This window comes from Halothiobacillus sp. (genome assembly GCF_028710545.1).
In the GTDB taxonomy this organism is placed as follows: domain Bacteria; phylum Pseudomonadota; class Gammaproteobacteria; order Halothiobacillales; family Halothiobacillaceae; genus Halothiobacillus.
This window is the reverse complement of sequence record NZ_JAQTTX010000003.1, coordinates 1-24,543: the sequence shown is the minus strand read 5'-3', so window position 1 is coordinate 24,543 and position 24,543 is coordinate 1. Positions and strand designations below refer to the sequence as shown.

The window sequence follows — 24,543 nt, the reverse complement described above, 5'->3', positions numbered from 1 at the left end:
GCGTAGCGCGAATTAGAACCGACCATTCCTGCCCGTCAGGGGCGAATCACCTTCACCACATCGGGCACCTGTTTGATTCGGCGCATCACGCGTGCCAGATGCACCCGATCGGCCACCCGCAGGGTGACGGTGATGATGGTCAGATTGACGTCGCGGTCATCGAATCGAACGTCATCGATATCAGCGCCGGTTTCGGCTGCGGCGCTGGCGATGCGTGCCAGACCACCCCGGACATTCTTGGCGTGGATGACGATCAGGGCCTGATACTCGCCCAGGGCCGGGTCTGCCCAGTTGACCGCCAACCAGCGTTCCGGGTGCACGCCGACATCGGCTGCATTGCTACAATCATGACGGTGGACGACGATGCCGCGCCCCGTGCTCAAAAAACCAACGACGGCATCGCCCGGAATCGGGTGGCAGCACTTGGCAAAATCGACCACGAGCCCTTCGGTGCCGCTGATGATGATGGGCGTCTGAGTCGCGCTGATGCCAGTTGGCGCGCCAAGTGATTGGGCTGCTTCACTTGTGTTTTCGTCCGCTACGAGCAGGCGCGCGACCAGTGGCGCCATGCGGTTGCCAAGCCCGATTTCACGCAAAAGATCCGACAACCCATCGTAGTGATACTCCGCCAACAGGCGATTGAGTCGATCGGTCTTGATGTCATTGAAATCGACCGATTCGGCGTTCAGGGATTTGGCCAGCAAACGGTGCCCCAGTTTGATGGCTTCCGAATCCTGCAGATTCTTCAGGTAGTTGCGGATATTGGCGCGAGCCCGAGCCGTGACGACAAAGGACAGCCAGTTCGGATTGGGTTCGGCACCTTCGGCGGTGATGATCTCGATGGTCTGGCCGTTTTCCAGTGGCGTGGAGAGCGGGGCGAACCGGCGATCGATCTTGCAGGCGACGCAGTGATTGCCGACATCGGTGTGGATGGCATAGGCAAAATCCACGACGGTGGCGCGTCGCGGCAACTCGATGATCTCGCCCATTGGCGTGAAGACATAAACTTCGTCCGGAAACAGATCGACCTTGACCGATTCCAGAAACTCCTGCGGATTGCCCGCCTTCTGCTGGATTTCCAGCAGATCGCGCAACCATTCGCGTGCGCGCGCTTGCGTAACCGTTCCATGATCGTGACTGGATTTGTAGAGCCAGTGCGCGGCGATACCGCTTTCGGCGAACTGGTGCATTTCGTTGGTGCGAATCTGGACTTCCAGCGGGATGCCGTGTGGGCCGAACAGGATGGTGTGCAGCGACTGGTAGCCATTGGCCTTGGGAATGGCGATGTAGTCCTTGAAGCGGCCCGGCAGGGGCTTGTAGAGGTTGTGGACGATGCCGAGTGCGCGGTAGCAATCATCAACCGTTCGCGCAACGATGCGCACCGCGAATACATCGAACACTTCCTTGAAGCTGAGATGCTTTTGCAGCATCTTGCGGTAGATGGAGTACGGACGCTTTTCGCGCGCGTCGATCTGCACCCGCAGGCCTTCTTCGCCGAAGCGGTGGATGAAGCGCTCCTCGATACCCGCAACGATTTCCTTGCGGTTGCCGCGCGCCTTGCGCACGGCCTCACTGATGACGCGATAGCGGGTGGGATAGAGAGCGGCAAACCCCATGTCTTCCAGTTCGTGTCGCAGCGAGTTCAGGCCCAGACGGCTGGCGATGGGCGTGTAAATGTCCAGCGTTTCCCGGGCGATACGACGTCGCTTGTCCGGGCGCATCACACCCAGTGTGCGCATGTTGTGCAGGCGGTCGGCCAGTTTAATGAGAATGACGCGCACATCCTCAACCATCGCCATCATCATCTTGCGGAAGTTGGCGGCCTGGGCTTCAGCCTTGGACTTGAAGCGGATCTGGGTCAGTTTGGAGACGCCATCCACCAAACGTGCGACCTCCTCGCCAAACCGGGCGACGATCTCCTCGCGGGCGACGGCGGTGTCTTCGATCACGTCGTGGAGGATGGCGGCCGTCAGGGTGGCTTCGTCCATGTGCAGCCCGGCGAGGATCTCGGCAACCGCTACCGGATGACTGATGTAGGGTTCCCCGCTTTGGCGGGCTTGTCCGACATGCGAGTTCGCACCAAAAATAAAGGCATCCCGCACATGCGCGATGCCCTCCGGATCGATATACGTTGCCAAGATCATAGCCAGCGGCGCGAAATAAATTTCCGCCTCGGCCGCTTCAGGAACCAGAACCAGTTTTTCCGGTTTTGGTGTAGGTACGGAAGCCTCGGGCAAGTTAACCTTCGTCGCTGGTGGTGGCCGGGCGCCGGGCGCTTCCTTCGTCTTCGTCGGCAAACTGCGCGAGTTCCGCGCGAATTTCGGCTTCTGAAATTTGTGAACGCAGCACAACCATGTGCTCCTGGATTTCGTCGATGCGCGCCTGGTCGATCTTGCCTTCGCCGATTTCGCGCAGGGCGATCACGACCGGCTTTTCTTTACCCATCGGCACCAGTGGCTCGGCACCTTGTTCGATCTGTCGCGCACGGCGGGCTGCCATCAGAACCAGCTCGAAGCGGTTCGGAATCTTTACAAGACAATCTTCTACGGTGACACGCGCCATGATGATTTTCCCCAGGAAATAGATCGGTGAATTGAATTGAGCTGGGTAGTTTACGTTTTTTTAGGGGTATTCAGCAAATTTTCCAAGCGAATACGTTCCTTTTCGGCCTGACGCGGTGTACGCAGGCGGGCACTCTCGAACAGGCAGCGTAACTGATTGAGCGCCTGTGAAAAATCATCGTTGATGATGAGGAAGTCGTAGTTCGGGTAAGCCTGCATTTCCCGCTCGGCCTCGGCCAGCCGCCGGGCGATGACATCGGCATCATCCTGCCCGCGTGCGAAGAGGCGTTCCCGAAGCGCTTCCCGGCTCGGAGGGAGAATGAAGATGCTCTGCGCGTTCGGGAAAAGCGGGCGAACCTGTTCGGCGCCTTGCCAGTCGATTTCCAGGATCAGATCCTGCCCCTTGTCGAGCACGGTGCTGACAGCTGCCTTCGATGTTCCGTAGTAGTTGCCGAAAACCAGGGCATGTTCGACAAAAGCGCCTTCGGCAATCATGGATTCGAATGTCGACTTGCTGACGAAGTGGTAATGCTGGCCGTCCACTTCACCGGGCCGCATGGGGCGCGTGGTGTGGGAAACCGACAGGCCGAGATCGGGCATCTGCTCGCGCAGGGCCTTGATAAGGCTGGTTTTTCCCGCGCCGGACGGGGCGGAAATGACATACAACTGACCTTGCGACATCGCTTTCTAATCTCTCTCTTGTTCGCTTAATGCGGCTTGCTCGGCCACGCGCATTGCCCGCCGACGGTTCACGAGCCAGATGACAAATCCGACCACCAGAATGACAACGGCGCCCACATAGAATACGTAGTGGCCCCAGTGGTTGATTTGCGTGAGGATATGTTCCGCCGCCTGACCAAATACCCAGCCCAACGTGATGAAAATCGTCGCCCAGATCAGCGCACCGATGGCATTGTAGAAGGCGAATTTCCAGGGGCAAAGGCCACTATGGCCGATCAATACGGGCCCCGCTGCCCGCAGACCGTACATGAACCGCACCATGATGACGACCGGAGCATGGTATTTGTGAATCCACCGATCCAGCCTTGGTTTTTGCTTCGCCCAGCTCGGGAAACGCAGCAGAATGGCATCGCCTTTCCAGCGCCCCAACCAGAAGAAAATCTGGTCGCCCAGCCAGCCGAACACGACCGCGACGATGAATACCTGCGGCAGGTGCAGCATGCCTTGGTGGGTAGCCAGTCCGGCCAGAACCAGCACGGTTTCGCCTTCGAGCAAACAACCGATGGCCAGCACCAACAGACCGTATTGTGCCAGCAGGGCGGCGATATCTATTCCGAACAAAATGTGTACTCAATGGGTGATGAATCACGGGATAAAGAAAGTTCACCCATTTCGCCGGGTGTGTGCTGGCTCGTCAGGCGCACGGGTTCAGCCAGCCGTCACGCGGCTCGTGCCATCGGGTGCCGTAATAACCTGAACCCGTTGCCCGAGGGAGAAGATCTGCCCGCCTACGGCCTGGACGATCGATACCGTGCGGCCATTATCCAGGCGCACAACGATCTCGACCCCATTTTGTTGTGTGACGCCTTCTTCGATGGCGGAACCGGCAACGCCGCCGCCGATGGCGCCCCCTACCGTGGCAAGATCGCGCCCCAGACCGCCGCCCACGCCACTGCCAAGCAGGCCCCCAACCACGGCACCGCCGATGGCACCGATGGGTGTTTTCGTGCCGGCAATGCGCACGCCGCGCAGGCTTTCAATCGTGCCGTACTGAACCGTTTGCATTTGCATGGCGTTGTTCCGGCTGTATACGTCGCCAGACATGGGGGTGACGCAACCGGTCAGGGCGGCCAACATGATGATTGGAACCGCCCATTTGATGCTGGATTGTGCGCGCATGGCGTTCTCCTCTGATTTGATTGTGGTGTGCATTACGCCGTGTTTGACCGGAATTCTAGCCGAATGTTTGCCTAAAACCTGAGTTTATCTTGATGTGGGTTGTGCGAAAAACCCATCGAAGCGACTGCTGATGGGATTTTGATTGATCCATAGTTTCTGTAAATGGCGCGGAGGTGATAAATTGCAGCGTCTTCGTTAAGGAACCTCTGATTGAATCCTTCGTGCTACGCGGGCTGGCGCCTGCTCCGCATTAAGCTGGCGAAGCCCGCCGAGTTGCTGATCCAAAAGCCGCAAAACGAGGCAGAGGCCGCAGTTCGTAGTTTACGCTACGATGCCAAGGCCGATAACGAAGTGTTGCTGCTTTTGGGCAGCAACCCGCATGGGACGGGCTTTTGAGGGCGATTTTACGCGTAGCTGGCGTAAGCCCGCTGTGTTGCGCCGCTCACGAATGGAATAACCATTAACGCGGAGCTGGCGTGAGCCCGTTTCGCGCCGCGCCTTGCGACTCATCCCTCAAAAGCCCGTCTCGGCCACGAAGGATTCAATCAGAGGTTCCTTAAAATTACCCAGCCTTACTACGAGTTTTAAGCAATGATCGAACTGCTGCTTGCCCCAGAAACCTGGATTGCCTTCGCTACCCTGACCGCGCTCGAGATCGTGCTCGGCATCGATAACATCATCGTGATCGCCATCCTGGTTTCCAAGCTCCCGGAAAAACAGCGAGGGGCGGGCCGTTTTTTCGGTCTGGCGCTGGCGATGGTGACGCGGATTGGCCTGCTGTTCTCGTTGGTGTGGTTGATGGGCTTGACCAAGCCGTTTGTTCACATTGGCAGCTTGGCGTTCTCCGGGCGGGATCTGATCCTGCTCGTCGGCGGTCTGTTCCTTGTCTACAAGGCCGTGACAGAAATGCACGACACGATGGAAACGGGTGGGCATGTTGAAACGCATTCGGCGGGTTCCACGCTTAAAAAAGTCAGCCTTTGGACGGTGGTTATCCAGATTGCTTTGATCGACATCGTATTTTCGCTCGATTCGGTCATCACGGCCATCGGCCTTGTTAAACACATCGAGATCATGGTGGCGGCGATTGTCGTGGCCGTGTTGGTGATGATGATCGCGGCTAAACCCATCAGTGAGTTTGTCGAGCGCCACCCCACCATCAAGATGCTGGCGCTGTCGTTCCTGATTCTGGTGGGTGTGTTCCTGATCGCCGAATCGTTCGGCCAGCATGTGCCCAAGGGCTACATCTATTCGGCGATGGCGTTTTCCCTGGTGGTCGAGTCGCTCAATATCCGCATGCGCAAAAAGCGTGAGCAGCTGACTTCCAAAGTACTGGAATAGGTGCCGGGTTCAATCCCGATAATCGATGATCAGCGGGGCGTGATCCGAGAACTTTTCATCCCGATACACCCATGCTCGTTCGACCCGGTCGGCGAGATCGGGCGTGATGATCTGATAGTCAATGCGCCAGCCCACGTTATTTTCCCAGGCATTGGCCCGGTTCGACCACCAGGTGTACACGGCCTCGCCGGGGGCGACGAGGCGATGCGCGTCCACATAGCCCAACCGGTCGAATAATTCATCCAGCCACGCCCGTTCATGCGGCAAAAAACCGGAATTCTTCTGGTTGCTTTTCCAGTTTTTCAAATCAATTTCTTTGTGGGCGATGTTCCAGTCGCCGCAGAGAATCAGCGGTTTGTGCGGGTTTTGAATATAGCTTTCCAGCATCGGCAGATAGGCGGCGAGGAAACGGTCTTTCGATTCCTGGCGATGATCGCCCGCCGACCCGGAGGGCAGATAGAGCGAGGCCACCATCAGATCCGAATATTCGAAGGCGCAGTAACGGCCCTCCGCATCGAATTCGGGCAGGCCCAGTTGAGTGATGATGACCTCGGGCGGACGACGCGCGTAAATGGCAACACCGCTGTACCCCTTCTTCTCGGCGCAAACGTACTGGCAGGTGTAGCCCGCGGGGCAGAATTCGGCTGCGGTGAGTTGGTCGGCTTGAGCCTTGGTTTCCTGGATGCAGACAAAATCGGCATCCTGTTTGCTCAACCAGTCGAAAAATCCCTTGCGTGCCGCAGAGCGAATGCCATTGGCGTTGAATGTAATGACCCGCATGAAAGCCCCGATTCCTGTATGAATTGTGGTGGAGTTTAACAGCGTGGCGTTGATAAAACGGGCAAAAAAAAAGCCCCGGATCATTCGGGGCAATGGTTCTTCCTTGAGGAGCCAGTTCTTAAGATGGTGCGCCAGGCTCAAAGTTCACCATGTCATTCAAAAAAATTGATAATCAATCCATATAGTGGCATAGGCTTGTTCTGACGAGGGCCCGGACTTTTATTTTTCTTGGGTTTGGGTAAACCCGGATTGGGTTTTTTCGAGCCATTTTCCGATGGCGAACAGAGCGTTCGGCATGGGAAAATGGCGGCACAGGAGCGTGCCGCATCGCCTCTGAATCCATTCAGAGGCAGGGATTGTCGACTTACTGGGTGCCGAGTTGAACTGCCATGAATAGCGGTTGACCATCTCGCAACAGCCGGATGGCAATCGGCCGATCTTTTGGTGCGCTGTCGAGCGCTTTTTTCAGATCAGCTGCGGACTTCATCGGCATCCGGTTGACTTCCAGCAGAATATCGCCGGGTGCAATGATCGAGGCGAACGGTGAGTCATTTTTGACGCCTGTCACTTTTACGCCATATTTGATATTCATCTGCTGCAATTCATCAGCGGAGAGTTCGCTGACCTGAAGCCCCATTTTTTCGATTGCTTCGCTGGTGCCCGATTCGGCTTCGAGCGCCTTCTTGTCGAGCTTCTCGACAGTGACATCAAGCTGCATCTGTTTGCCGTCTCGCAATACCGTCAAAGTGGCAGGCTTCCCGATGGGCGACATGCCAACCATGATCGGCAATTCGCCGGAGTGTTTGATCTCCTTGCCGTTGAATTTGAGGATAATATCGCCCGACTTCAATCCGGCCTTGGCTGCCGGCGTATTGGGCTCTACCTTGGCCACCAACGCGCCCTTGGTGCTGTCCAGACCGAACGATTGGGCCAGTTCATAGGTAACCGGCTGAATCAAAACGCCCAAATAGCCTCGGGTCACATGGCCGGTAGACTTGATCTGATCGACCACGTTCATGGCGACATTGATCGGAATCGCGAACGAGATCCCCATAAATCCGCCGGATTTGGTGTAAATCTGGGAATTGATGCCGATGACCTTGCCGTTTGCATTGATCAGCGGACCGCCCGAGTTGCCCGGATTGACGGGCGCATCGGTTTGAATGAAAGGCACGTAACTCTCATCGGGCAAATCACGCCCAATCGCGGAAACAATACCGTGCGTTGCGGTGTGATCGAGTCCGAAAGGCTCACCAATGGCAAGAACCCATTCGCCCACCTGGATGTTATCCGAGTCGCCGATGGGGGCGACGGGCAGGTTTTTCGCATCGATTTTCAGCAAGGCGATGTCGGTGCGCTTGTCTTTGCCGATGACTTTGGCCTTGTAAGTTTGCTGATCGGGCAGGCGAACCGTGATTTTATCCGCGCCATCGACGACATGCGCGTTCGTAAGAATGTAGCCATCGGCAGAAATAATGAAGCCCGAACCCAGAGAGCGAATCGGTTCGCGCTTCATTTGCGGCATTTGTTCCTGGAAAAAATGCCGGAACATATCGCCGGCGGGCCCCGGTGGGAAGATCGGCATATTGCCGTTGTCAAAGGCATCTTGCACCTTGGGTTTGCTCACACTGCTGATATTGACCACCCACGGGCTGGACTGCTTGACCAGTTGCACGTAGTCGGGGACGCCGGTATCGGCAAAACTGATGGCCGGTGTCATCGCCATCAACGGTGTGGCAATCAACGCGGCAGCCACCAACAACCGTCCACGACGCGGCAAGCCAGCACGAATAGCATCAACAAGAATCTGGGTTCGCATACGTTACCTCTGCTGAATAAAACAACGATAGATTCTGGAATCGCAACCAGCTCGGCCCGCACCGACAAAACGGCGCAGCAACCGGTTGCATGATGTTTCTGATACCAAACCCGAAGAATAGTTCAGCACTTCGGTATGTTTGTCCGGATCATAAAAACTTCATACGCAGCGGTTAGTGTGCTTCTTCACGCTTGGCAGCTCGCGCAAAGGGAACATCCGAAAAAGTATCCATGTCGCGTGGTCCCCTTTGCCAAGGACTTGTCATTGCCATCAATCAGGAAGTGCAAAAATGAACGCAACCACGCCATCACCCGCTCTGACTCATTCCAGTAGCCGCCGCCAGTTTCTTAAGTTGATTGTGCTGACGGCCTCAGCAGGTGCTTTGGCGGCTTGTGGTGGCAGTGATAGTGGGGCAGAAAAAATCTCGACTGACACCAGCTATTTCCCGCAATCAGTAGCATCAGGTGATCCGTCCGCAAACTCAGTCATTCTCTGGACGCGTTTGGGTAAGCTCGACCCGCAAACCGATGGACAGTTGCGCGTTCAGGTCAGCAGCCGGGATGATTTTTCCAATCTGATCGTCGATGAATCCGCCTTGCCCGTTGCCGCCGCGCATGATCACTGCCTGCGTTTGAAAGTGGCCGGTCTGAAGCCCGGAACGACGTATTACTACCGTTTTCTGGTAGCCACCGGCAACCAGACATGGGCCAGCTCACGTACCGGGCGAACCAAAACCGCGCCGGATCCGGCGGCCAACGTGCCGGTCAGTTACGCCGTCACCTCGTGCCAGGATTACATCGGCCGATATTACAACGTGTGGGCCTACCTGCTGCAAACCGAGCCGGATTTGGATTTCATCCTGCAAATCGGCGATTACATCTACGAGACCACGGGCGATCCCTCGTTTCAAACGGTGGGCAGTCCGCGCAGCATCACCTTTACCGACACGGCAGGCGCTATTCAATTAGGCGATGCGACCGCGCCTTACTATGCTGCGTCCAGCGTGTCGAATTACCGCGATTTGTACAAAACGTACCGCAGCGACCCGATCTTGCAGCAGGTGCATGAGCGTTACCCGATGATCGGCATCTGGGATGACCACGAATATTCCGACGATTGCTGGGGCGCGACCGCCACGTATTTCAATGGCCGGGAAGATGAGTACAACCCACCACGGCGTGATCGTGCCGAACAGGTGTATTACGAGTTCATGCCGGTGGATGACCCTGCTATCGTCAGCGGCGCGCTCCACAAGGATCCGGCCACGCTTTGGCCGAATAATGTGCTGTATCGCCGCTTACGCTTTGGGCAGAATTTAGAAGCCGTGCTGCTCGATTACCGCAGCTATCGCCCCGATCACCTCATCCCCGAAGACGGCTTTCCCGGCAAGGTGGTGATGAGCGAGCCGGTGCTTATGAGCATCTTGGGGCAAGCCGGTTACAATGCCGTCAAGGCAAACTTTGGACCTTATGTAGACACGACCACCGCACCTTGGAGCGGTTATCTTCCGGCCCTGATTCCGGTTTTGGCGCAAGGATACCTTCAGGCGGGTTACGCAGGTGATGCGCAAACAAAGGCAACCGACGATCTCACCGGCCTGGTCTCCGCTTTTGTGTTCAATCAGCTCATTGCCCTATTCAATGCCGCCGTTGCCGCGGGTCAAATTCCGGGGGCGAGCACGCTGCCGATCATAGATTCGACCACATACGATGCCTTGCCGCGCGGCATCGCCTACCTGCATATCGGCAAGCAGTCGTTCTTCTCGGAGCTCGGTGCGCGCTATGCCGTCGTGCAGCCGACCTTTGATCTGTATGCCCAATATATGCAGGCAACCGGTCAATACAAACAAGACCCGCTGGGAGCAACACAACGCCAGTTTTTGGCGAATGCCCTGGCATCGGATGCCACATTCATCAACGTGATCAGCACAGTTTCAACCGCGCCCTTGCGCTGGGATTTGCGCTCGGCCACCAGCCTGCCTGCCGATTACCAGACAGTGTTCAAGCCCAATGTGGATCAATGGGATGGGTTTCCGCAAGGCAAGCAGGCTTTCTTGGAAACCTTGGCGAATCGACCGGGCGCATTTCTGGCTTCCGGCGATATTCACGCCAGTTTCGTCACCCAGCATCAAACCAGTACGATGCCGGTGGTAGATTTTACCGGCCCTGCTATCAGCTCGGGTACGTTCAACAATTTCGTGGAATCGGCGATTGCCGGCCTGCCGGGACTGGATGCAACGCAAAAAGCGGCGGCCAATCAAGCCTTGGTACTGGGGCTTGATCAAACCCTTCAGGCGTCCGCGCCTGCCGATGAGCCGATTGTATTTGCCGATACATCCCACCACGGGATTATGGTTTTCCGCGTGAATGCGGCACAAACCCAGGTCGATTATCTGCTGATCGATCAAACTGCCGTCAGTCAGAATCTAACAGGCGATGCCGCTAAACTGGCGCAGTCGTTCAGCCACCAACGTTTTGTTTTCGAACCGCAAACCGGCAAGGTGACGCGCGCGAACTAATGTTTTCAGCGCCTGTGCAGTAAATGCACGCTCGCCAGAACATCCTTGGCGAGCACGGTGGTTTCCGGGGCTTGTTCTTCATCACCGGCCTGGTACTTGCCGGTTTGAACGAGAATCGTCTGCATGCCGACGGCGTGGGCGCCCTGAATATCGCTGTGCACATCGTCACCGATCAGGGTGATGTTTTCTGCGCAAAAGCCGAGTGCGGCTATGGCCTGCCGGAAGAAAGACGCGCCCGGTTTGCCCATGGTGATGGCGGTGACGCCCGCCGCGTTTTCCAGCAGCCGAACGAAGGGACCGGCATCGAGTGACAGGCCGTCGGCTTCACGAAAATAGCGACTGTCGGACAGCGAGATCAGCGTGGCTCCGGCCATGAGTTCCCGAAAGGCGGCGTTGAGTGTGGTGTAGTTAAAGCCTTCGCCTGCGTCGCCGATGATGACGGCTCGGGGGGCGGTGGTGTCCGTTTTCTGCCCGATCAGCGTGGTATCGACCCCGGCAAAATCCGGTAGTAATCCGGGGTGAATCAGCAAAACGCCATGCGTCTGGTGGGATTGCAGCCATTCGGCGGCGGCACGTGCGGGCGTGAGCAATTGCTGCGCCGACACGTTCAGCCCCGCCTCGTGCAGATTGGCAAGCAAATCCGCATGACTGCGACGCGTGGTGTTGGTCAAAAGCAGGAAAGGAATGTCGGCCTCGCGTAAGCGGGCGAGTGCCGCTACCGCGCCGGGCATCGGCGTATTGCCATCGAGCAGTACGCCGCCGATATCGAAAATAACCGCTTGCGTTGCTGACTTCGACATGGGCTTATCCTTCCGTAATCAAGACGTAAAGGCAGTGTTGCCCCGATTCTGCAACGCATTTATGGCTTGTGCAACCCGTGCTTATTCACCCTTGGGAACACAGTCACGAGGTTGTCGGTGTTTGCTTCATGGCAGAGGACAATCTGCTGGTAGAACCTGTTTTATTGGGCAATTATCCGACGGGATTTTCCAGCCTGCCAATCGGCTCGATACACGTCGTCACGATGTCGCCGGGTTTCAGGAATTTCGGTGGTGAAAAACCAGCGCCCACACCGGCTGGTGTTCCCGTGGCGATGATGTCGCCCGGTTCGAGGGTGATGCCTGCGGACAGTGTTTCGATCAAACTTGGGATGTCGAAGATCAAATCGCCCACACAACCATCCTGACGCAGTTCGCCATTAACCCACGTCTGCACACGCAGGCGCGCCACATCGGGTACGGCGTCGGCAGTGAGGATGGCTGGCCCCATCGGGCAGAAACCATCGAGGCTCTTGCCGAGAAACCATTGCGCATGGCGTTGCTGCAAGGACCGCGAGGTAACATCGTTGAGCACGGTGTAGCCGTATACATGATCCATAGCCTCTGTGCGAGAAATACCCCGCCCACCCTTGCCGATCACAACAGCCAATTCTCCTTCGTAATCCGTTGTGCCGGTCGGGTCGAGAAAAGAGGGGATCGCCTGCCCCTGGCCGATAACCGTCGATGGTGCCTTGGTGAACACGATGGGGTATTCGGGCTCTGCCGATCCGCCTGCTGATAAGGATTTGATCTCATTGAGATGATCCCGATAATTCTTGCCGATGCAGAAAATGTTGCGTCGCGGTCGAGGTATGGGGGCCAACAGACAAACCTCATCGGGTGCAATACGCGCCGAATCGTTCGCTTCCATTGCCCGACGCGCCGCCACGAGCGCCTCGCTACCCGCTGCGATGAAATCGGTCATGTTGCGCGGCAGATCGGGCGCAGCCTGGCTTAAATCCAGCACCCATCCCGTGTTACGGTCGAGTAGACCAACGCGGTGATCCTGATCTTTTTCGAACGTGACTAATAGCATGGGTCTGTTCCTCAAAATAGCGGTGCTGATCAAAATCTGTCGGGCAAGATCAATCTGGCCTTTTGTGCTGGTAGGGCACGCCACGCGCCTCAAGTTGATGTTGCAGGGCCTCCATGGCCAGTGTCACGCGGGCGGACTCGCCCTTGAAGCCAAGCTCGATCAGGCGTCGTTCGCCCTGCCCGATCGGCAGGCTGAAAAATTTGAGATCGGGGAATTCGGCGCAGAGCCCGGTCATGGTGGGTAAGAGATCATTTTCCGATACGCCGATGGTCCAGAGCGACTGTTCGCGATAATCCAGCGTGCCGAGTGAAGCCAGCGGATGGGCCAGAATCCAGTCGAGCATCGGGTGAGCCATTTGTGGAAAGCCGGGCATGAAAAAATGGTTTTCCAGATAAAAACCGGCCACGTTATTGACGGGGTTCGGGATCAGATCGACCTGATCCGGGAAATCCGCCATGTGCACGCGATGCGGGAAGGCCGCTTCACCGAACTGGGCAATGATGCGGCGCTCGGCTTCGGGATGGCGCGTGAGTGGCCGCTCGAATGCTCGGGCGGCACTGGCGCGGGTGAGATCGTCCGGCGTGGCACCGATACCGCCGAAACAGAAGACGATGCCGCCCGCCTGTCGGCTTTCACGCAGGGTGCTTTCGATGCGATCCGCGTCGTCGCCGATCATCTGCGCCCAATCGGGTTGACGGCCGCACGGTGCCAGCCGCTCGATGACGGCGGCCAGATGCGTGTCTTTGCGGCGGCCGGAGAGGATTTCGTCGCCAATGATCAGCACGCCAATCGCAATGGGCTTGCCGGACGCAACACTCATCGTTCGGCGCCCATGGCGAGGGCGTTGGCGCGTACCCGATCACGTTCCTGTGCGTCGGCCTCGGCATCGAAGCCGCTATGCTCGATCCAGCCTTGGGTGTGGCGACGAATCAAATGCGTCAGGGCATCGAGATGATCGTCTCGATCGTTTAAGGCAGGAATGTAGTGGTAGGTTTCGCCACCCGCTTCCATGAAGTATTCGCGGTTTTCCTGACCGATCTCTTCGATGGTTTCCAGGCAATCGGCGGAAAATCCGGGGCAGATGACAGCAATGTGCTTGATGCCTTTGGCGGGTAATCCTTTTAGTGTCTCGTCAGTGTAAGGTTTGAGCCATTCCTCACGACCAAAGCGGGATTGGAACGTCACCATGTATTGATCCGGTGTCAGACCCAAACGATCGGCCAACAGCCGGCCGGTCACGTGGCATTCGCAGTGATAGGGGTCGCCCGCCAGAAGATAGCGCTTGGGCACCCCATGAAAGCTCATGACCAACTTTTGTGGCTGACCGTGTTCGGCAAAATGTTCACGAACGCTGGCGGCCAGTGCATCGAGGTAGGCCGGTTCGCGATGATAATGATTCACGAAGCGCAGCTCAGGCACCCAGCGCCAGGTTTTCAGTTCATCGAAAACGGCATCGAAGGTTGAAGCGGTCGTGGCGGCGGCGTATTGCGGGTACATGGGCAAAACCAATATCCGACGCGCACCGGCATCGCGCAGCTCGGCCAGTGCAGTGGCGACCGAAGGATTGCCGTAGCGCATGCCCAGAGCAACCGAGACGGGGCCTGCCATCTGTTGCGACAAGCGCTCCTGCAAGCCACGTTGTTGTTGTCGGGAAATGGTGAGTAAAGGCGACCCGTCCTCGTAGTGATCCCACACTTCCCGATAAGCGGCGGCTGACTTTTTCGGGCGAGTATTCAGGATGATCAGGTTCAGAATCGGCCACCACAGGAGTTTGGGCAACTCGATGACCCGCGGATCGGATAAGAATTGCTTCAGGTAGCGGCGCAGCGCGGGCGTGGTCGGTTCGTCCGGTGTGCCGAGGTTGAGTAACAGCACGCCCATCCGCTCGGCGCTACCGTGGGCGTAATGGGGTTCACCTTGATATGTCATACCGCTGTCCTTAGATCGAGTCTTGAATGTTGAATGTTGAATGTTGAATGTTGAGACCGCGCGTGGCGGCCTTTGATTTTGCAACGTATGATTGTAGGCAAGTTTTAAGCGCATTTGCGCCTTTTGTGATGTTGATGAGGAGTCGATCATGTCTGAAACCAATACCCGCCATGCCCGTTTGCTGATTCTGGGGTCGGGCCCGGCCGGCTATGCGGCGGCGGTCTACGCCGCTCGTGCCAATTTGAATCCCGTGTTGATCACCGGCATGGAAATGGGCGGGCAACTCACCACAACGACCGAAATCGAAAACTGGCCCGGCGATCCGGGTGACTTGACCGGCCCGGCGCTGATGGATCGAATGAAGGCGCATGCCGAAAAATTCGATACCGAAATCATCTTCGATCACATCCAGAGCACCGATCTCAAGCAACGGCCGTTCACACTCAAGGGCGATTCCGGCACCTACACCTGCGATGCGCTGATCATTGCCACCGGAGCGAGTGCGAAGTATCTGGGGTTGGAGTCCGAATCCAAATTCAAAGGCAAGGGCGTTTCGGCTTGCGCGACCTGTGACGGTTTTTTCTATCGCAATCAGACCGTGGCCGTGGTCGGTGGCGGCAACACGGCGGTTGAGGAAGCACTGTATTTGGCTAACATTGCATCCAAAGTGCACGTGATCCATCGCCGCGACAAATTCAAGGCCGAAAACATTCTGATCGACCGTTTGATGAAAAAAGTCGATGAAGGCAAGGTTGAAATCCACTGGCACAGTGCCGTCGAGGAAGTCTTGGGCGATAACACCGGCGTGACCGGTTTGCGCATCAAGCAGGTGCAAACCGAAAAGACAAGCGATCTTGCGCTCACCGGCGTGTTCATTGCCATCGGACATGCGCCGAATACCGGGATTTTCGAAGGCCAGCTCGAACTGGCCGGCGGCTATATTCAGGTCAAAAGCGGCACACAGGGCAATGCGACGGCCACGTCGGTGCCCGGCGTTTTTGCTGCGGGCGATGTCATGGATCACGTGTACCGTCAGGCGATTACCTCGGCGGGCACCGGCTGCATGGCGGCGCTGGATGCAAAAACCTACCTCGAAGGCCTGGAATAAAAGCCCGGAATAAAAGCAAGGCATAACGATTGATCAGTGGCGCTTTTCCGCGCTGCCAGGAGACAACATGGACCCGGTGATCGCAGCCTATACGGTGTTACTCGCGGTAGCATTGGGGTTGAGCGGCTTTCTGCGCGGCGATGCACGGCGTCGTGGCCGCGGCCTGTTGATGGCGGCGACTTTGTCGGGGTTCATCGTAGTGGCTGCGGCCAGTGCGCTGGTCAATGCCGTATCGGTACCCGACTTGATCCTCACGTCGCTCGCCGTCTTTTTCTCCGCGCAAGCCGCCACCACCGCGTTCTCTCTGCTGTGGCGGGAAATCTGCTCGACACGTCAGGCCAGCGGATCGGTGCCGGGTTCGGACCACCGTGAGGATAAATCAGCATGAGCGTCGGCCTGCAGATCGATCTGGTCGGTTGGTTCGCGCTGGCGCTGATTCTGGCGGCGTTGTACGGACTCAATAGCGAAAAGGGCGAACAGAGCGGAAATACCGCGCGGCACAAACCCGCCATCGGGCTGTTGTTTGCAGCGTTGTTGCTGATGTTGGTATCGGTGCTCTGGACGTCCGACGGCAGCAATGTATTGCTGGCCATTGTGATGGTGTTGCTGGGCATCGTCGCCGCCCCCTTGTCTTCTCGTTATCGGGCCGCGCGGGGTTCTTCGCCGCAACGCACGATACGGGAGGGCATTCTGAGCGGCCTGTCGCTGATCACCATCGGAACCGGCTTGACCGTCGCCCTGCTGGGGCTGACGGGTTGGTTCGACATGGATCGCGATGCCTTTACCTGGGATATCCGGCTGGTTTCGGTGTCCAGCGAGTTCATCGGGGTCTGGACGTTCGCCGCGGGGCTCATGCTCTGGCTTCGGCTGAACGATTACCTGCCGCAATCCAGCCCGGGGCGAAATCAAAAGCGGTTCGGGCTGGCCGTTCTGGCATTCGCTGTGCTGCTGAGCGGTCTGTCGGTACTGTTCCCGGCCTATGCGAGTGCCCTGATGATCGTGGTCGCTATACTGGCTCTGGAATTGGGTGCCTTGTCGGCGCTGGGTGTCGCCGAAACGCGGGTGGCGCGCGTGCTGGGTCAACACACGGGGCTGATCGGCGCGGCAATCGCGATGCTCGGCTATGTGCAGGCGAGCCTGTTTCTGCTGTCGATGGGCGGATTGATTGTAGCGGCGGCTATTCACTATCTGCGCGGCGCCATGGCGTTCAATCAGGCACGTCGTCGCCGTGCCGATTTCTGAGCTTTTCTGACCATTAATCGTGACTTAAATCATCCAGCGTCAGGGCAAATCCTTCGACGAAATGTGTGCAAAAGTACCTGACTGCAGGCATGGTTTCCTGCATCTCTTCGAGCTTGGCTAGCAGGTAGCTTTCGGCCTTCTTGAACTCCTGGTTCCCCGCAAAGCCTTCTTCCAGACATTTGAGATAAGCCGACATCGAATCGGCTGCTTTGACGACCCGCGCGACTTCCGGCTCAATTCGCTCGCTTTCGATGGTGGACGCGAACGCCGCGCGCAGGCGTTCGGGCAACAGGCCGGTGAGCTTGCGCTCGGCGTGGGCTTCGAGCGCCTTGTACGAATCGAGAATATCCTGCCGGAAGTATTTGACCGGCGTGGGCAGGTCGCCGGTGATGATTTCGGAAGCATCATGGTAGAGCGCCACGGTCACGATGCGACCGATGTCGTTGGTCTCGCCGTACAGTTCGTTGCCAATCACGGCCAGCGCGTGCGCGATCATCGCCACTTGCAGGCTGTGTTCCTGAATATTTTCGGTACGCGTGTTGCGCATCAATCCCCAGCGCGTGATGTACTTCATGCGGGCAAGGTAGGCAAAGAAATGGCTTTGTTCGGGTGTGGTTGATTTGCTCAACATCAGACTCCTGATGAGTGGACGGTGGATTTCAGTAAGGGAAGCTCTGCACAAATGCAGAGCTTCCCGTGCAGGGCAGTGACGCCCTGCCGTACAATGACGCAAGTCATTGAATGCGGAGCACAAGACGGGCGTGTACCGGCTTGTGCGTGCCTGCACGAAGCCATGGATGGATTCGTGCAGGGGTTCCCTAAGGAACGTTTGGTCTGAACCCTGCTTCCTGAATTTGCTGCCAGGAGCGTACGGCAAAACTATCGGTCATGCCGGAAACCATATCGGTGAGTAACTGGGCTTCGCGGTAACGCAGGGGCATGGGATTGTTCGATGATTCGAATACGCGGCGGTAATTTTCCGAAATCAACTGGTACAGATAACTCGCCAACGGCGTGCACCGTGCGCTGGCGGGATCGAGCGGATCGACCCGATCGGTAATCGCATACCAGAAGGCGTCCATCAGGCCATGGATGACTTCAAATCCGGTCAGCTCGACTTTCAACACGGTCTTGTGGCGGTAGGCATGTTGCCAGTTGCAGGCCTTAAGCGTACGCAGTAGCGCATGGGCCGGTGAAGCGGCGATCAGTTCCTGATTGAATGTGCCCGCACTCATGGCGGGCAACTGGGCCAGAAACGTATCGGCGACGGCCTGCATGAGTGCGCCGATGGCACGGATGCGGAAGGTCTGCATGGAAATGTCGTTCAGCTCCGCGGGCGAGAGATCGGTCTGGCGATAACGCCGATGCTCCTCCTGTGCGGCATCGCAGACACGAGTCACCACCGGGTCGCCATCGGCGGCATGGCGCAAAAAGGCGATGATGTCGGAAAACGAGAGCAGGCCCTTTTTCACCGCGTCCTCGGCGTCCAGCACCGAATAGGCAATGTCGTCGCAGGCTTCGAGAATCCAGGTCAGCGGGTGGCGCTGCCCGTCGGACAGACCGCAATGTGACTGCACCTCAGCCACCAGCGCCTGTTCCGATTGAAAAAAACCGTGCTTTTTGCGCACGACGAAGTTTTTGTCTACAGCGTCGCTGCCCACGGGGTATTTGATCAAGGCGGCAAGGGTCGCCATGGTCAGGTTCAGGCCGTAGTCGTCATTGATCAGTTGCAGTTTGGTGAGCAGCCGCAGGGTCTGCGCATTGCCTTCAAAGCGCAAAAAGTCCTGCCGCATGGCTTCGCTCAAGCCTGTTTGCGGGTCAAGCACTGTTGCTTCATGTCGGGCGAACCAGCGAGCAATGGCTTCCTCGCCCTGATGACCGAAGGGCGGGTTCCCCAAATCATGCGCCAGCCCGATCGTGGCAAGCAGCGCAGGCACATCGCGCAGCGCTTGCGGCAAGCCGGCAGCCAGATTGCGGTTGAACACCAGATCCAGCCCCACAGAACGGGCGAGATTGGCGACCTCGTGCGAATGCGTCAGCCGGGTGCGGACGCTATCGGAATGATCCAGCGGGAAGACCTGCGTCTTGTCCGCCATGCGCCGCACCGGCGTGGAAAACAGCACGCGGTCATAGTCTCGTTCGATTTCGGCACGGGTTTCGGTGTGAAACAGGGCGGGACTGGTCTGGCTGGGCCGCCGGCGCGCAGAATTGAGCCACAGGGGCCAGTTTGATTCTGTGCGCTTCACATGTACGCCCTCCGGGTGGTCTTGTTCTGTTGATTTTTTTGACTTGACGCTTTCAGGCATCATCATGGTTCGTATTGTATGGGTTGTTACCCGGTTTTGAATGGGGGTTGCTATGAATATTGCTGTGTTGGGTCTGGGTTTGATGGGGCGGGCGATCGCCGAACGACTGGTCAAGGCAGGCATGACGGTACGCGGATACAACCGCAGTCCGCTCTCCTCGCCGCCGACCGGGGTGACGATGAGCGAATCAGTCGCCGCGGCGGTGGAACCCTCCGATATCGTGTGGGTCATGCTATCGGATTTTGCCGCCTGCGAATCGGTGTTGCTGGCGGAAAACCCTTGGGACCTGTTCAAGAACAAGCTCATCATCAATGGCGCGACCATCGGCCCCGAACAATCCCGCGCGCTGGCCGAATCCATCAAGCAGCTCGGCGGTCATTATCTGGAGTCCCCCGTTCTGGGTTCCACGCCTCAGGCCGAGACCGGCACGTTGCAAATTCTGGTTGGAGGCGATCCGGCCGATGTGGCTGTGGCCGATCCGGTGCTCCAGGCGCTTGGCAAGCCCACGCATTTCGGCGGCATAGGCCAGGGGGCAGCCGTCAAGTTGGCGATGAACCAGCTCATCGGATCGCTGACCGCGGCCTTCTCCATGAGCCTTGGGTTGGTCGAGCGCGAGGGCGTTGATGTCGATGCGTTCATGTCCACACTGCGGGAAAGCGCCTTATACGCGCCCACATTTGATAAAAAACTGGATCGAATGAGAACCCGCGATTTTGCCGCCGCGAATTTCCCGCTCAAGCACCTGCTCAAGGATATCCGTCTGTTCACCGAGGTGGCCGGAACCCGGCAGATCGACGCGCGGATGCTCGATAGTCTCGCGCGGATATTGGCAGATGGTGTGGCCGCAGGCCATGCCGATGAAGACTACAGCGCCCTGTTTGGCCAGATCGTGCCCAATATAACGCCGTGACTTTTGCTTTGCTTCATTTTCAATCACATAAGTGATTGAAAATGGCGGCACATCCTTGTGCCGCGCAGAACCTCTGAATTATTCAAAGGTTCTTTATTGAATGGGGGGAATGCGTGGGCTGGTGTAAAATGCCGCCCACTTCATTTTCATCAATCAGCGAATCAGCCGAAATTCAGGACCCCGCCTCATGAAAAATAACCGCACCACTCCTCGCCGCGCCTTGTTGAGCGTTTCGGACAAAACCGGCCTGCTGGCATTTGCCGAGCGCCTGAACAAACATGGCGTGGCGCTGATTTCAACCGGCGGCACGGCCAGCATGTTGCGCGAGGCGGGCCTGCCCGTGACCGAGGTGGCCGATGTGACCGGTTTCCCCGAAATGATGGCGGGACGAGTCAAGACACTGAATCCGAAGATTCATGGCGGCATTCTGGCTCGTCGCGGTGTGGACGATGCCGTGATGGCCGAGCATGGCATCGAGCCGATCGACATCGTGGTGGTGAATCTCTACCCGTTCGCCGAAACCGTCGCCAAGCCGAACTGCTCATTCGATGATGCCGTGGAAAACATCGACATCGGTGGCCCGGCCATGGTGCGTGCGGCGGCGAAAAATCATCAAGATGTCGCGATTATCGTCGATCCGGCCGATTACAATCGCGTGCTGGGCGAAATCGAGGCGGGCGGAATCGAGGCGCAGACCCGCTTCGAGTTGGCCGTGCGCGCCTTTGAACACACCGCGCATTACGACGGCATGATCGCCGACTATTTCGGCAAGATGGTCAGCGGCAATGCCTTCGCGCCGACCTTCAACCTGCAATTGAACAAAGCGCAGGATTTGCGTTACGGCGAAAACCCGCATCAGGAAGCGGCATTTTACGTGGAACATACGCCACCGGTCGGCAGCATCGCCGCCGCGCACATGATTCAGGGTAAGGCATTGTCGTACAACAATATTGCCGACTCCGACGCGGCGCTTGAATGCGTGAAGCAGTTTGCCGAACCGGCCTGTGTGATCGTCAAGCACGCGAACCCCTGCGGCGTGGCCGTGGCGGAAGACCTGACCGTGGCCTACGACCGCGCCTATGCGACCGACCCGACCTCCGCCTTCGGCGGCATCATTGCCTTCAACCGCCCTTTGGACGGTCACACCGCGCGCACCATCGTCGAGCGGCAGTTCGTCGAAGTGGTCATCGCACCGGAAGTTTCACCGGAAGCGCAAACCGAGTTCGCCGCCAAACCCAATGTACGGGTGCTGACTGTCGGCCAATGGCCATCAGTCAGCCCGGCCCGGCTGGATTTCAAGCGCGTGCATGGTGGCCTGTTGGTGCAGGACAACGACGCGGCGCGGATCACGGCGCGGGATCTGACGGTTGTCTCCAAGCGTCAGCCGACCCCTGAAGAGTTGCGCGATCTGCTCTTTGCCTGGCGGGTGGCCCAGTTCGTGAAATCCAATGCCATCATTTACGCCAGTGGCGAGCAGACGATCGGCGTGGGTGCCGGTCAGATGAGCCGCGTGTATTCCGCCCGTATCGCGGCGATCAAGGCCGAAGATGCCGGCCTGCCGGTCGCCGGTTCCGTGATGGCCTCCGATGCCTTCTTCCCGTTCCGTGACGGGATTGACGCGGCGGCGGCCGTGGGCATCCGAGCGGTGATTCAGCCGGGCGGATCGATGCGCGATCAGGAAGTGATCGACGCGGCCAACGAACACGGTATTGCCATGGTGTTTACCGGCATACGTCATTTCCGTCACTGACCGCCGCATGAGTCCGATGCGCATCGCTTTTAGTCGCCAAAAGGACCGGGGTCATTCATGAGTTCATTCTTCGCGCAATTGCCCAGTTTGCCGCCAGTTTGGGCCTGGGCGGGGCTGGCTTCGACGGCATTGCTTTTGGTCGCATTGCTTTTTGTTTGGCTGGTCTTGGCGCAGCGGGCCAGGCAGAATCGCCAATCGGCCGCGGAAGAAATCGATCGCTTGAACGTGGCTTTGGCCGAGTCCCGGCACGAGGCCACCGAACAGGAACTGGCAGCCCGGCAAGCACAGCGTGATCTGGCGGCGGCCTCGACCGAACTGGCACGTACTCAGGCGACGTTGAGCGCGCTGAGCGAACAATTGTCCGGCGTGCTGGCCGAGCGGGCAAACGAACGCCAGCAATCCGAGCAACGGATCGGCGAGCTGTTACGACAAGTGCAAACCCAGGCTGCCGAGCAGGCCGAGTTGCAGGAGCGATTGGCTCAGGAGCGCCGTGCCGCGGCAGAGAAGCTGGCCCTGATCGATCAGGCCCAAGTCCAGTTGCAGCAGGCCTTTCAGGCCCTTTCCGCCGATGCACTGCGTGCCAATAACGAATCCTTCCTGAAGCTGGCCGAGGAGAATCTTTCCCGTTTTCAGGCTGGCGCCGCGCAAGATTTGAGCAAACGCCAGGAAGCGATCGTTCAGTTGACCCAGCCCATCCGCGAACGACTGGAGCAATTCGATGTGAAGCTCAATTCGCTGGAGCAGGCGCGCACCAATGCCTATGGCGCGATGAACCAGCAGATCACCGATTTACTGCAAATCCACCTGCCCAAACTGCACCGCGAAACCGCCGATCTCGTCCGGGCCTTGCGCCAACCGCAGACGCGCGGGCGCTGGGGCGAGGTTCAGCTCAAGCGGGTGGTCGAGCTGGCCGGCATGCTGGAACACTGTGATTTCGAGGAACAGGTCAGCCAATCCGATACCGCGGGCCGTTTGCGGCCCGACATGATCGTGCATCTGCCGGGCGGACGTCAGGTCGTGGTGGATGCGAAGGCTCCGCTGAATGCCTATTTGCAGGCGATGGAAGCTCCCTCGGACGAGGCGCGTGCCGCAGCTTTGCAGGATCACGCCCGTCAGGTGCGCACCCACATCAGTCAGCTGAGCAAAAAGGAATACTTCGATCAGTTCAGCCCCACGCCGGAGTTTGTGGTGCTGTTTGTGCCGGGCGAGGTGTTTTTCTCCGCCGCCCTGATGCAGGACCCGACGCTGATCGAGTTCGGCGCGGAGAAACGGGTGATTCCCGCGAGCCCGACCACCTTGATCGCGCTCCTGAAGGCCGTGTCCTACGGTTGGCGGCAGGAAGCGCTGGCGAAAAATGCGCAGGAAATGGCTGAACTGGGGCGCGACCTGTACGAGCGCATGGGCACACTGGCCCAGCATTGGCAGAAAGTGGGGAAACATCTGGATCAGGCCGTGGGCGCGTTCAACCAGTCGGTGGGGTCGCTCGAGGGGCGGGTGCTACCCACGGCGCGCAAATTCCGAGAACTCGGTGCCGTGCGTAGCGATAAGGAAGATTTGCCGAGCCTGACTCCGTTGACGACGGAAACCCGGCCACTCACGGCCCAAGAGTTAACTGCTCAGGAGTTGACGAATCAGGAATTGACCGGACCGGACGCGCCCGCCGCCATCACGCAAAAGGATTGAACACCTCGTCCTTCTGTTTGCGGTGTCGCTTGAGTTCAAAAGAGAGCACTTGCACGATCTCTTCTTCATCCAGCGGTTTGGCTGGTTTGGCGCTGCGCTCGGTCAATTCGGCAGCAATCGCCTGAATCAGCTGTTCGAGTTCTTGGGTGGTCAGGGCATTCAGTTCGGTGTTCAGTGTCATTTTCAATGCGGTTAGCTCATCAAAACGGAATGGAAACGTGGTTGTGGCGTCAGATTGAATCGCTCCGTGCGAATGCGCAAATCCCTGAAATGGGTAGTTACCGTGAGCACCGACCCGAGTTCGGCAATCGTCAAACCACGTGACGGCTGATTTTCGTAAGCGCCGGTGTCAATCCATAGCCGGTTGCCGGCGCGCTTGGGTGTGGTTAGGACACTATGACCCTGAATCACCCAGGCGATACCACTGATGCGGCGATCGTTCTGTTCGCCGTTCATGAGTGATTCAATCTGCGAAGACCCCCAAAGAATCGATTCGATGCTCGGCTCATCGCGGGGTTGGTCCCAGAATTTTACTTTCTTGATCCGCTCCAGCCGCGTGACGCTGCGGTACCAGTCCCAGTCGGGCAGTTCGGCATGGATAACGCCAACTGCATCGGGGCCATTGCCGACCTGAATCATCAGCGGCATCTGGCTGATCAGATTCATGATTTCGGTAATCAGATCGGCCCATTTATCTTCATTGAGAGAATCATAGGCATCCAGCAACCATTGTGCGCCGATCGACGCCATTTTCCGCCGCTCATCCGCGGTGAGTTGTCTGCGCGTGAGTGCCTGACGATGATGGCTGATCATGCGTTCGTGGTTGCCTGCCACTGAAAAGAACCACGGCTCCGACAACAGGCGCAGCGTATTCAGGGAATC

General features: G+C 57.9%; 24 protein-coding genes. 9 read left to right on the top strand and 15 right to left on the bottom strand.

All coding sequences use genetic code 11. The features are described 5' to 3' along the window. Positions 1–35: 35 nt before the first annotated feature. The 5 genes from PHD44_RS00890 to PHD44_RS00870 form a co-directional block, all read right to left on the bottom strand. Positions 36–2,237: a bifunctional (p)ppGpp synthetase/guanosine-3',5'-bis(diphosphate) 3'-pyrophosphohydrolase gene (locus tag PHD44_RS00890; protein ID WP_300186953.1), complete on the bottom strand. Its 2,202-nt coding sequence runs from the start codon at positions 2,235–2,237 to the stop codon at positions 36–38. A gap of 1 nt (position 2,238) precedes the next feature. Further along, positions 2,239–2,562: a DNA-directed RNA polymerase subunit omega gene (rpoZ, locus tag PHD44_RS12700; RefSeq protein WP_363102326.1), complete on the bottom strand. Its 324-nt coding sequence runs from the start codon at positions 2,560–2,562 to the stop codon at positions 2,239–2,241. Positions 2,563–2,612: 50 nt separating this feature from the next. Then, a complete protein-coding gene (gene gmk / locus PHD44_RS00880) occupies positions 2,613–3,242 on the bottom strand; it encodes a guanylate kinase (protein ID WP_300186950.1) in 630 nt (209 codons plus the stop codon). 6 nt (positions 3,243–3,248) lie between these two features. Then, entirely contained in the window at positions 3,249–3,863 is a 615-nt protein-coding gene (locus tag PHD44_RS00875) for a DedA family protein (protein ID WP_300186947.1), read from the bottom strand. A gap of 87 nt (positions 3,864–3,950) precedes the next feature. After that, positions 3,951–4,421, bottom strand: a complete 471-nt coding sequence (locus tag PHD44_RS00870) for a glycine zipper 2TM domain-containing protein (protein ID WP_300186944.1) — start codon at positions 4,419–4,421, stop codon at positions 3,951–3,953. 210 nt (positions 4,422–4,631) lie between these two features. Here PHD44_RS00870 and PHD44_RS00865 point away from each other — a divergent pair, with 210 nt between their 5' ends. Together PHD44_RS00865 and PHD44_RS00860 are read left to right on the top strand one after the other, a co-directional pair. Next, on the top strand, positions 4,632–4,817 hold the full coding sequence (locus PHD44_RS00865; protein WP_300186941.1) for a hypothetical protein: 186 nt from the start codon (positions 4,632–4,634) through the stop codon (positions 4,815–4,817). A 195-nt stretch (positions 4,818–5,012) separates the two neighbouring features. Next, entirely contained in the window at positions 5,013–5,762 is a 750-nt protein-coding gene (locus PHD44_RS00860; RefSeq protein ID WP_300186938.1) for a TerC family protein, read from the top strand. A gap of 9 nt (positions 5,763–5,771) precedes the next feature. Here PHD44_RS00860 and PHD44_RS00855 read toward each other — a convergent pair whose 3' ends face one another. Both PHD44_RS00855 and PHD44_RS00850 read right to left on the bottom strand, forming a co-directional pair. Then, positions 5,772–6,542 carry an exodeoxyribonuclease III gene (locus PHD44_RS00855; RefSeq protein ID WP_300186935.1) on the bottom strand — a complete coding sequence of 257 codons (771 nt, stop codon included), beginning with the start codon at positions 6,540–6,542 and terminating at the stop codon, positions 5,772–5,774. A gap of 364 nt (positions 6,543–6,906) precedes the next feature. Beyond that, a complete protein-coding gene (locus PHD44_RS00850; protein ID WP_300186932.1) occupies positions 6,907–8,361 on the bottom strand; it encodes a DegQ family serine endoprotease in 1,455 nt (484 codons plus the stop codon). A 289-nt stretch (positions 8,362–8,650) separates the two neighbouring features. Here PHD44_RS00850 and PHD44_RS00845 point away from each other — a divergent pair, with 289 nt between their 5' ends. Next, positions 8,651–10,879, top strand: a complete 2,229-nt coding sequence (locus PHD44_RS00845; protein WP_300186930.1) for an alkaline phosphatase D family protein — start codon at positions 8,651–8,653, stop codon at positions 10,877–10,879. 5 nt (positions 10,880–10,884) lie between these two features. Here the strand turns inward: PHD44_RS00845 and PHD44_RS00840 are convergent, their stop codons facing one another. The 4 genes from PHD44_RS00840 to hemH form a co-directional block, all read right to left on the bottom strand. Continuing rightward, the gene (locus PHD44_RS00840) at positions 10,885–11,679 is read right to left on the bottom strand and encodes a TIGR01458 family HAD-type hydrolase (protein ID WP_300186927.1); all 795 of its coding nucleotides are present in this window, start codon (positions 11,677–11,679) and stop codon (positions 10,885–10,887) included. A 172-nt stretch (positions 11,680–11,851) separates the two neighbouring features. Beyond that, positions 11,852–12,733 carry a fumarylacetoacetate hydrolase family protein gene (locus PHD44_RS00835; protein ID WP_300186924.1) on the bottom strand — a complete coding sequence of 294 codons (882 nt, stop codon included), beginning with the start codon at positions 12,731–12,733 and terminating at the stop codon, positions 11,852–11,854. Positions 12,734–12,782: 49 nt separating this feature from the next. Then, positions 12,783–13,553: a competence/damage-inducible protein A gene (locus tag PHD44_RS00830; RefSeq protein ID WP_300186921.1), complete on the bottom strand. Its 771-nt coding sequence runs from the start codon at positions 13,551–13,553 to the stop codon at positions 12,783–12,785. Beyond that, positions 13,550–14,662 (bottom strand): ferrochelatase, encoded by a 1,113-nt coding sequence (hemH, locus tag PHD44_RS00825; RefSeq protein WP_300186918.1) that lies wholly within the window; start codon positions 14,660–14,662, stop codon positions 13,550–13,552. Before hemH ends, PHD44_RS00830 begins: the two co-directional genes overlap by 4 nt. Positions 14,663–14,810: 148 nt before the next feature. Between hemH and trxB the strand changes: the two genes are divergently transcribed. The 3 genes from trxB (at position 14,811) to PHD44_RS00810 (ending at position 17,012) form a co-directional block, all read left to right on the top strand. Then, a complete protein-coding gene (gene trxB, locus PHD44_RS00820; protein WP_300186915.1) occupies positions 14,811–15,770 on the top strand; it encodes a thioredoxin-disulfide reductase in 960 nt (319 codons plus the stop codon). Between the two features lie 67 nt (positions 15,771–15,837). Beyond that, the gene (locus PHD44_RS00815; RefSeq protein WP_300186912.1) at positions 15,838–16,158 is read left to right on the top strand and encodes a hypothetical protein; all 321 of its coding nucleotides are present in this window, start codon (positions 15,838–15,840) and stop codon (positions 16,156–16,158) included. Beyond that, entirely contained in the window at positions 16,155–17,012 is an 858-nt protein-coding gene (locus PHD44_RS00810) for a hypothetical protein (protein ID WP_300186910.1), read from the top strand. Before PHD44_RS00815 ends, PHD44_RS00810 begins: the two co-directional genes overlap by 4 nt. Positions 17,013–17,025: 13 nt before the next feature. On the opposite strand, the gene yfbR is transcribed toward PHD44_RS00810, so the two are convergent. After that, positions 17,026–17,643 (bottom strand): 5'-deoxynucleotidase, encoded by a 618-nt coding sequence (gene yfbR / locus PHD44_RS00805; protein WP_300186907.1) that lies wholly within the window; start codon positions 17,641–17,643, stop codon positions 17,026–17,028. Between the two features lie 187 nt (positions 17,644–17,830). Then, a complete protein-coding gene (gene dgt, locus PHD44_RS00800) occupies positions 17,831–19,258 on the bottom strand; it encodes a dGTP triphosphohydrolase (RefSeq protein WP_300186904.1) in 1,428 nt (475 codons plus the stop codon). Positions 19,259–19,370: 112 nt separating this feature from the next. On the opposite strand from dgt, the gene PHD44_RS00795 reads away from it, so the two are divergent. The 3 genes from PHD44_RS00795 (at position 19,371) to rmuC (ending at position 23,661) form a co-directional block, all read left to right on the top strand. Further along, complete coding sequence (locus PHD44_RS00795; RefSeq protein WP_300186901.1) at positions 19,371–20,228, top strand: NAD(P)-dependent oxidoreductase; 858 nt, start codon at positions 19,371–19,373, stop codon at positions 20,226–20,228. 187 nt (positions 20,229–20,415) lie between these two features. After that, positions 20,416–21,978 carry a bifunctional phosphoribosylaminoimidazolecarboxamide formyltransferase/IMP cyclohydrolase gene (gene purH, locus PHD44_RS00790; protein WP_300186898.1) on the top strand — a complete coding sequence of 521 codons (1,563 nt, stop codon included), beginning with the start codon at positions 20,416–20,418 and terminating at the stop codon, positions 21,976–21,978. A gap of 57 nt (positions 21,979–22,035) precedes the next feature. Next, positions 22,036–23,661, top strand: coding sequence for a DNA recombination protein RmuC (gene rmuC / locus PHD44_RS00785; RefSeq protein WP_300186895.1), 1,626 nt, complete (start codon positions 22,036–22,038; stop codon positions 23,659–23,661). On the opposite strand, the gene PHD44_RS00780 is transcribed toward rmuC, so the two are convergent. Beyond that, the gene (locus PHD44_RS00780) at positions 23,645–23,842 is read right to left on the bottom strand and encodes a hypothetical protein (RefSeq protein WP_300186892.1); all 198 of its coding nucleotides are present in this window, start codon (positions 23,840–23,842) and stop codon (positions 23,645–23,647) included. The two genes, rmuC and PHD44_RS00780, sit on opposite strands and share 17 nt — an antisense overlap. Before the next feature lie 11 nt (positions 23,843–23,853). Further along, on the bottom strand, positions 23,854–24,543 hold a 690-nt coding region (locus PHD44_RS00775), incomplete at its 5' end, for a hypothetical protein (RefSeq protein WP_300186889.1).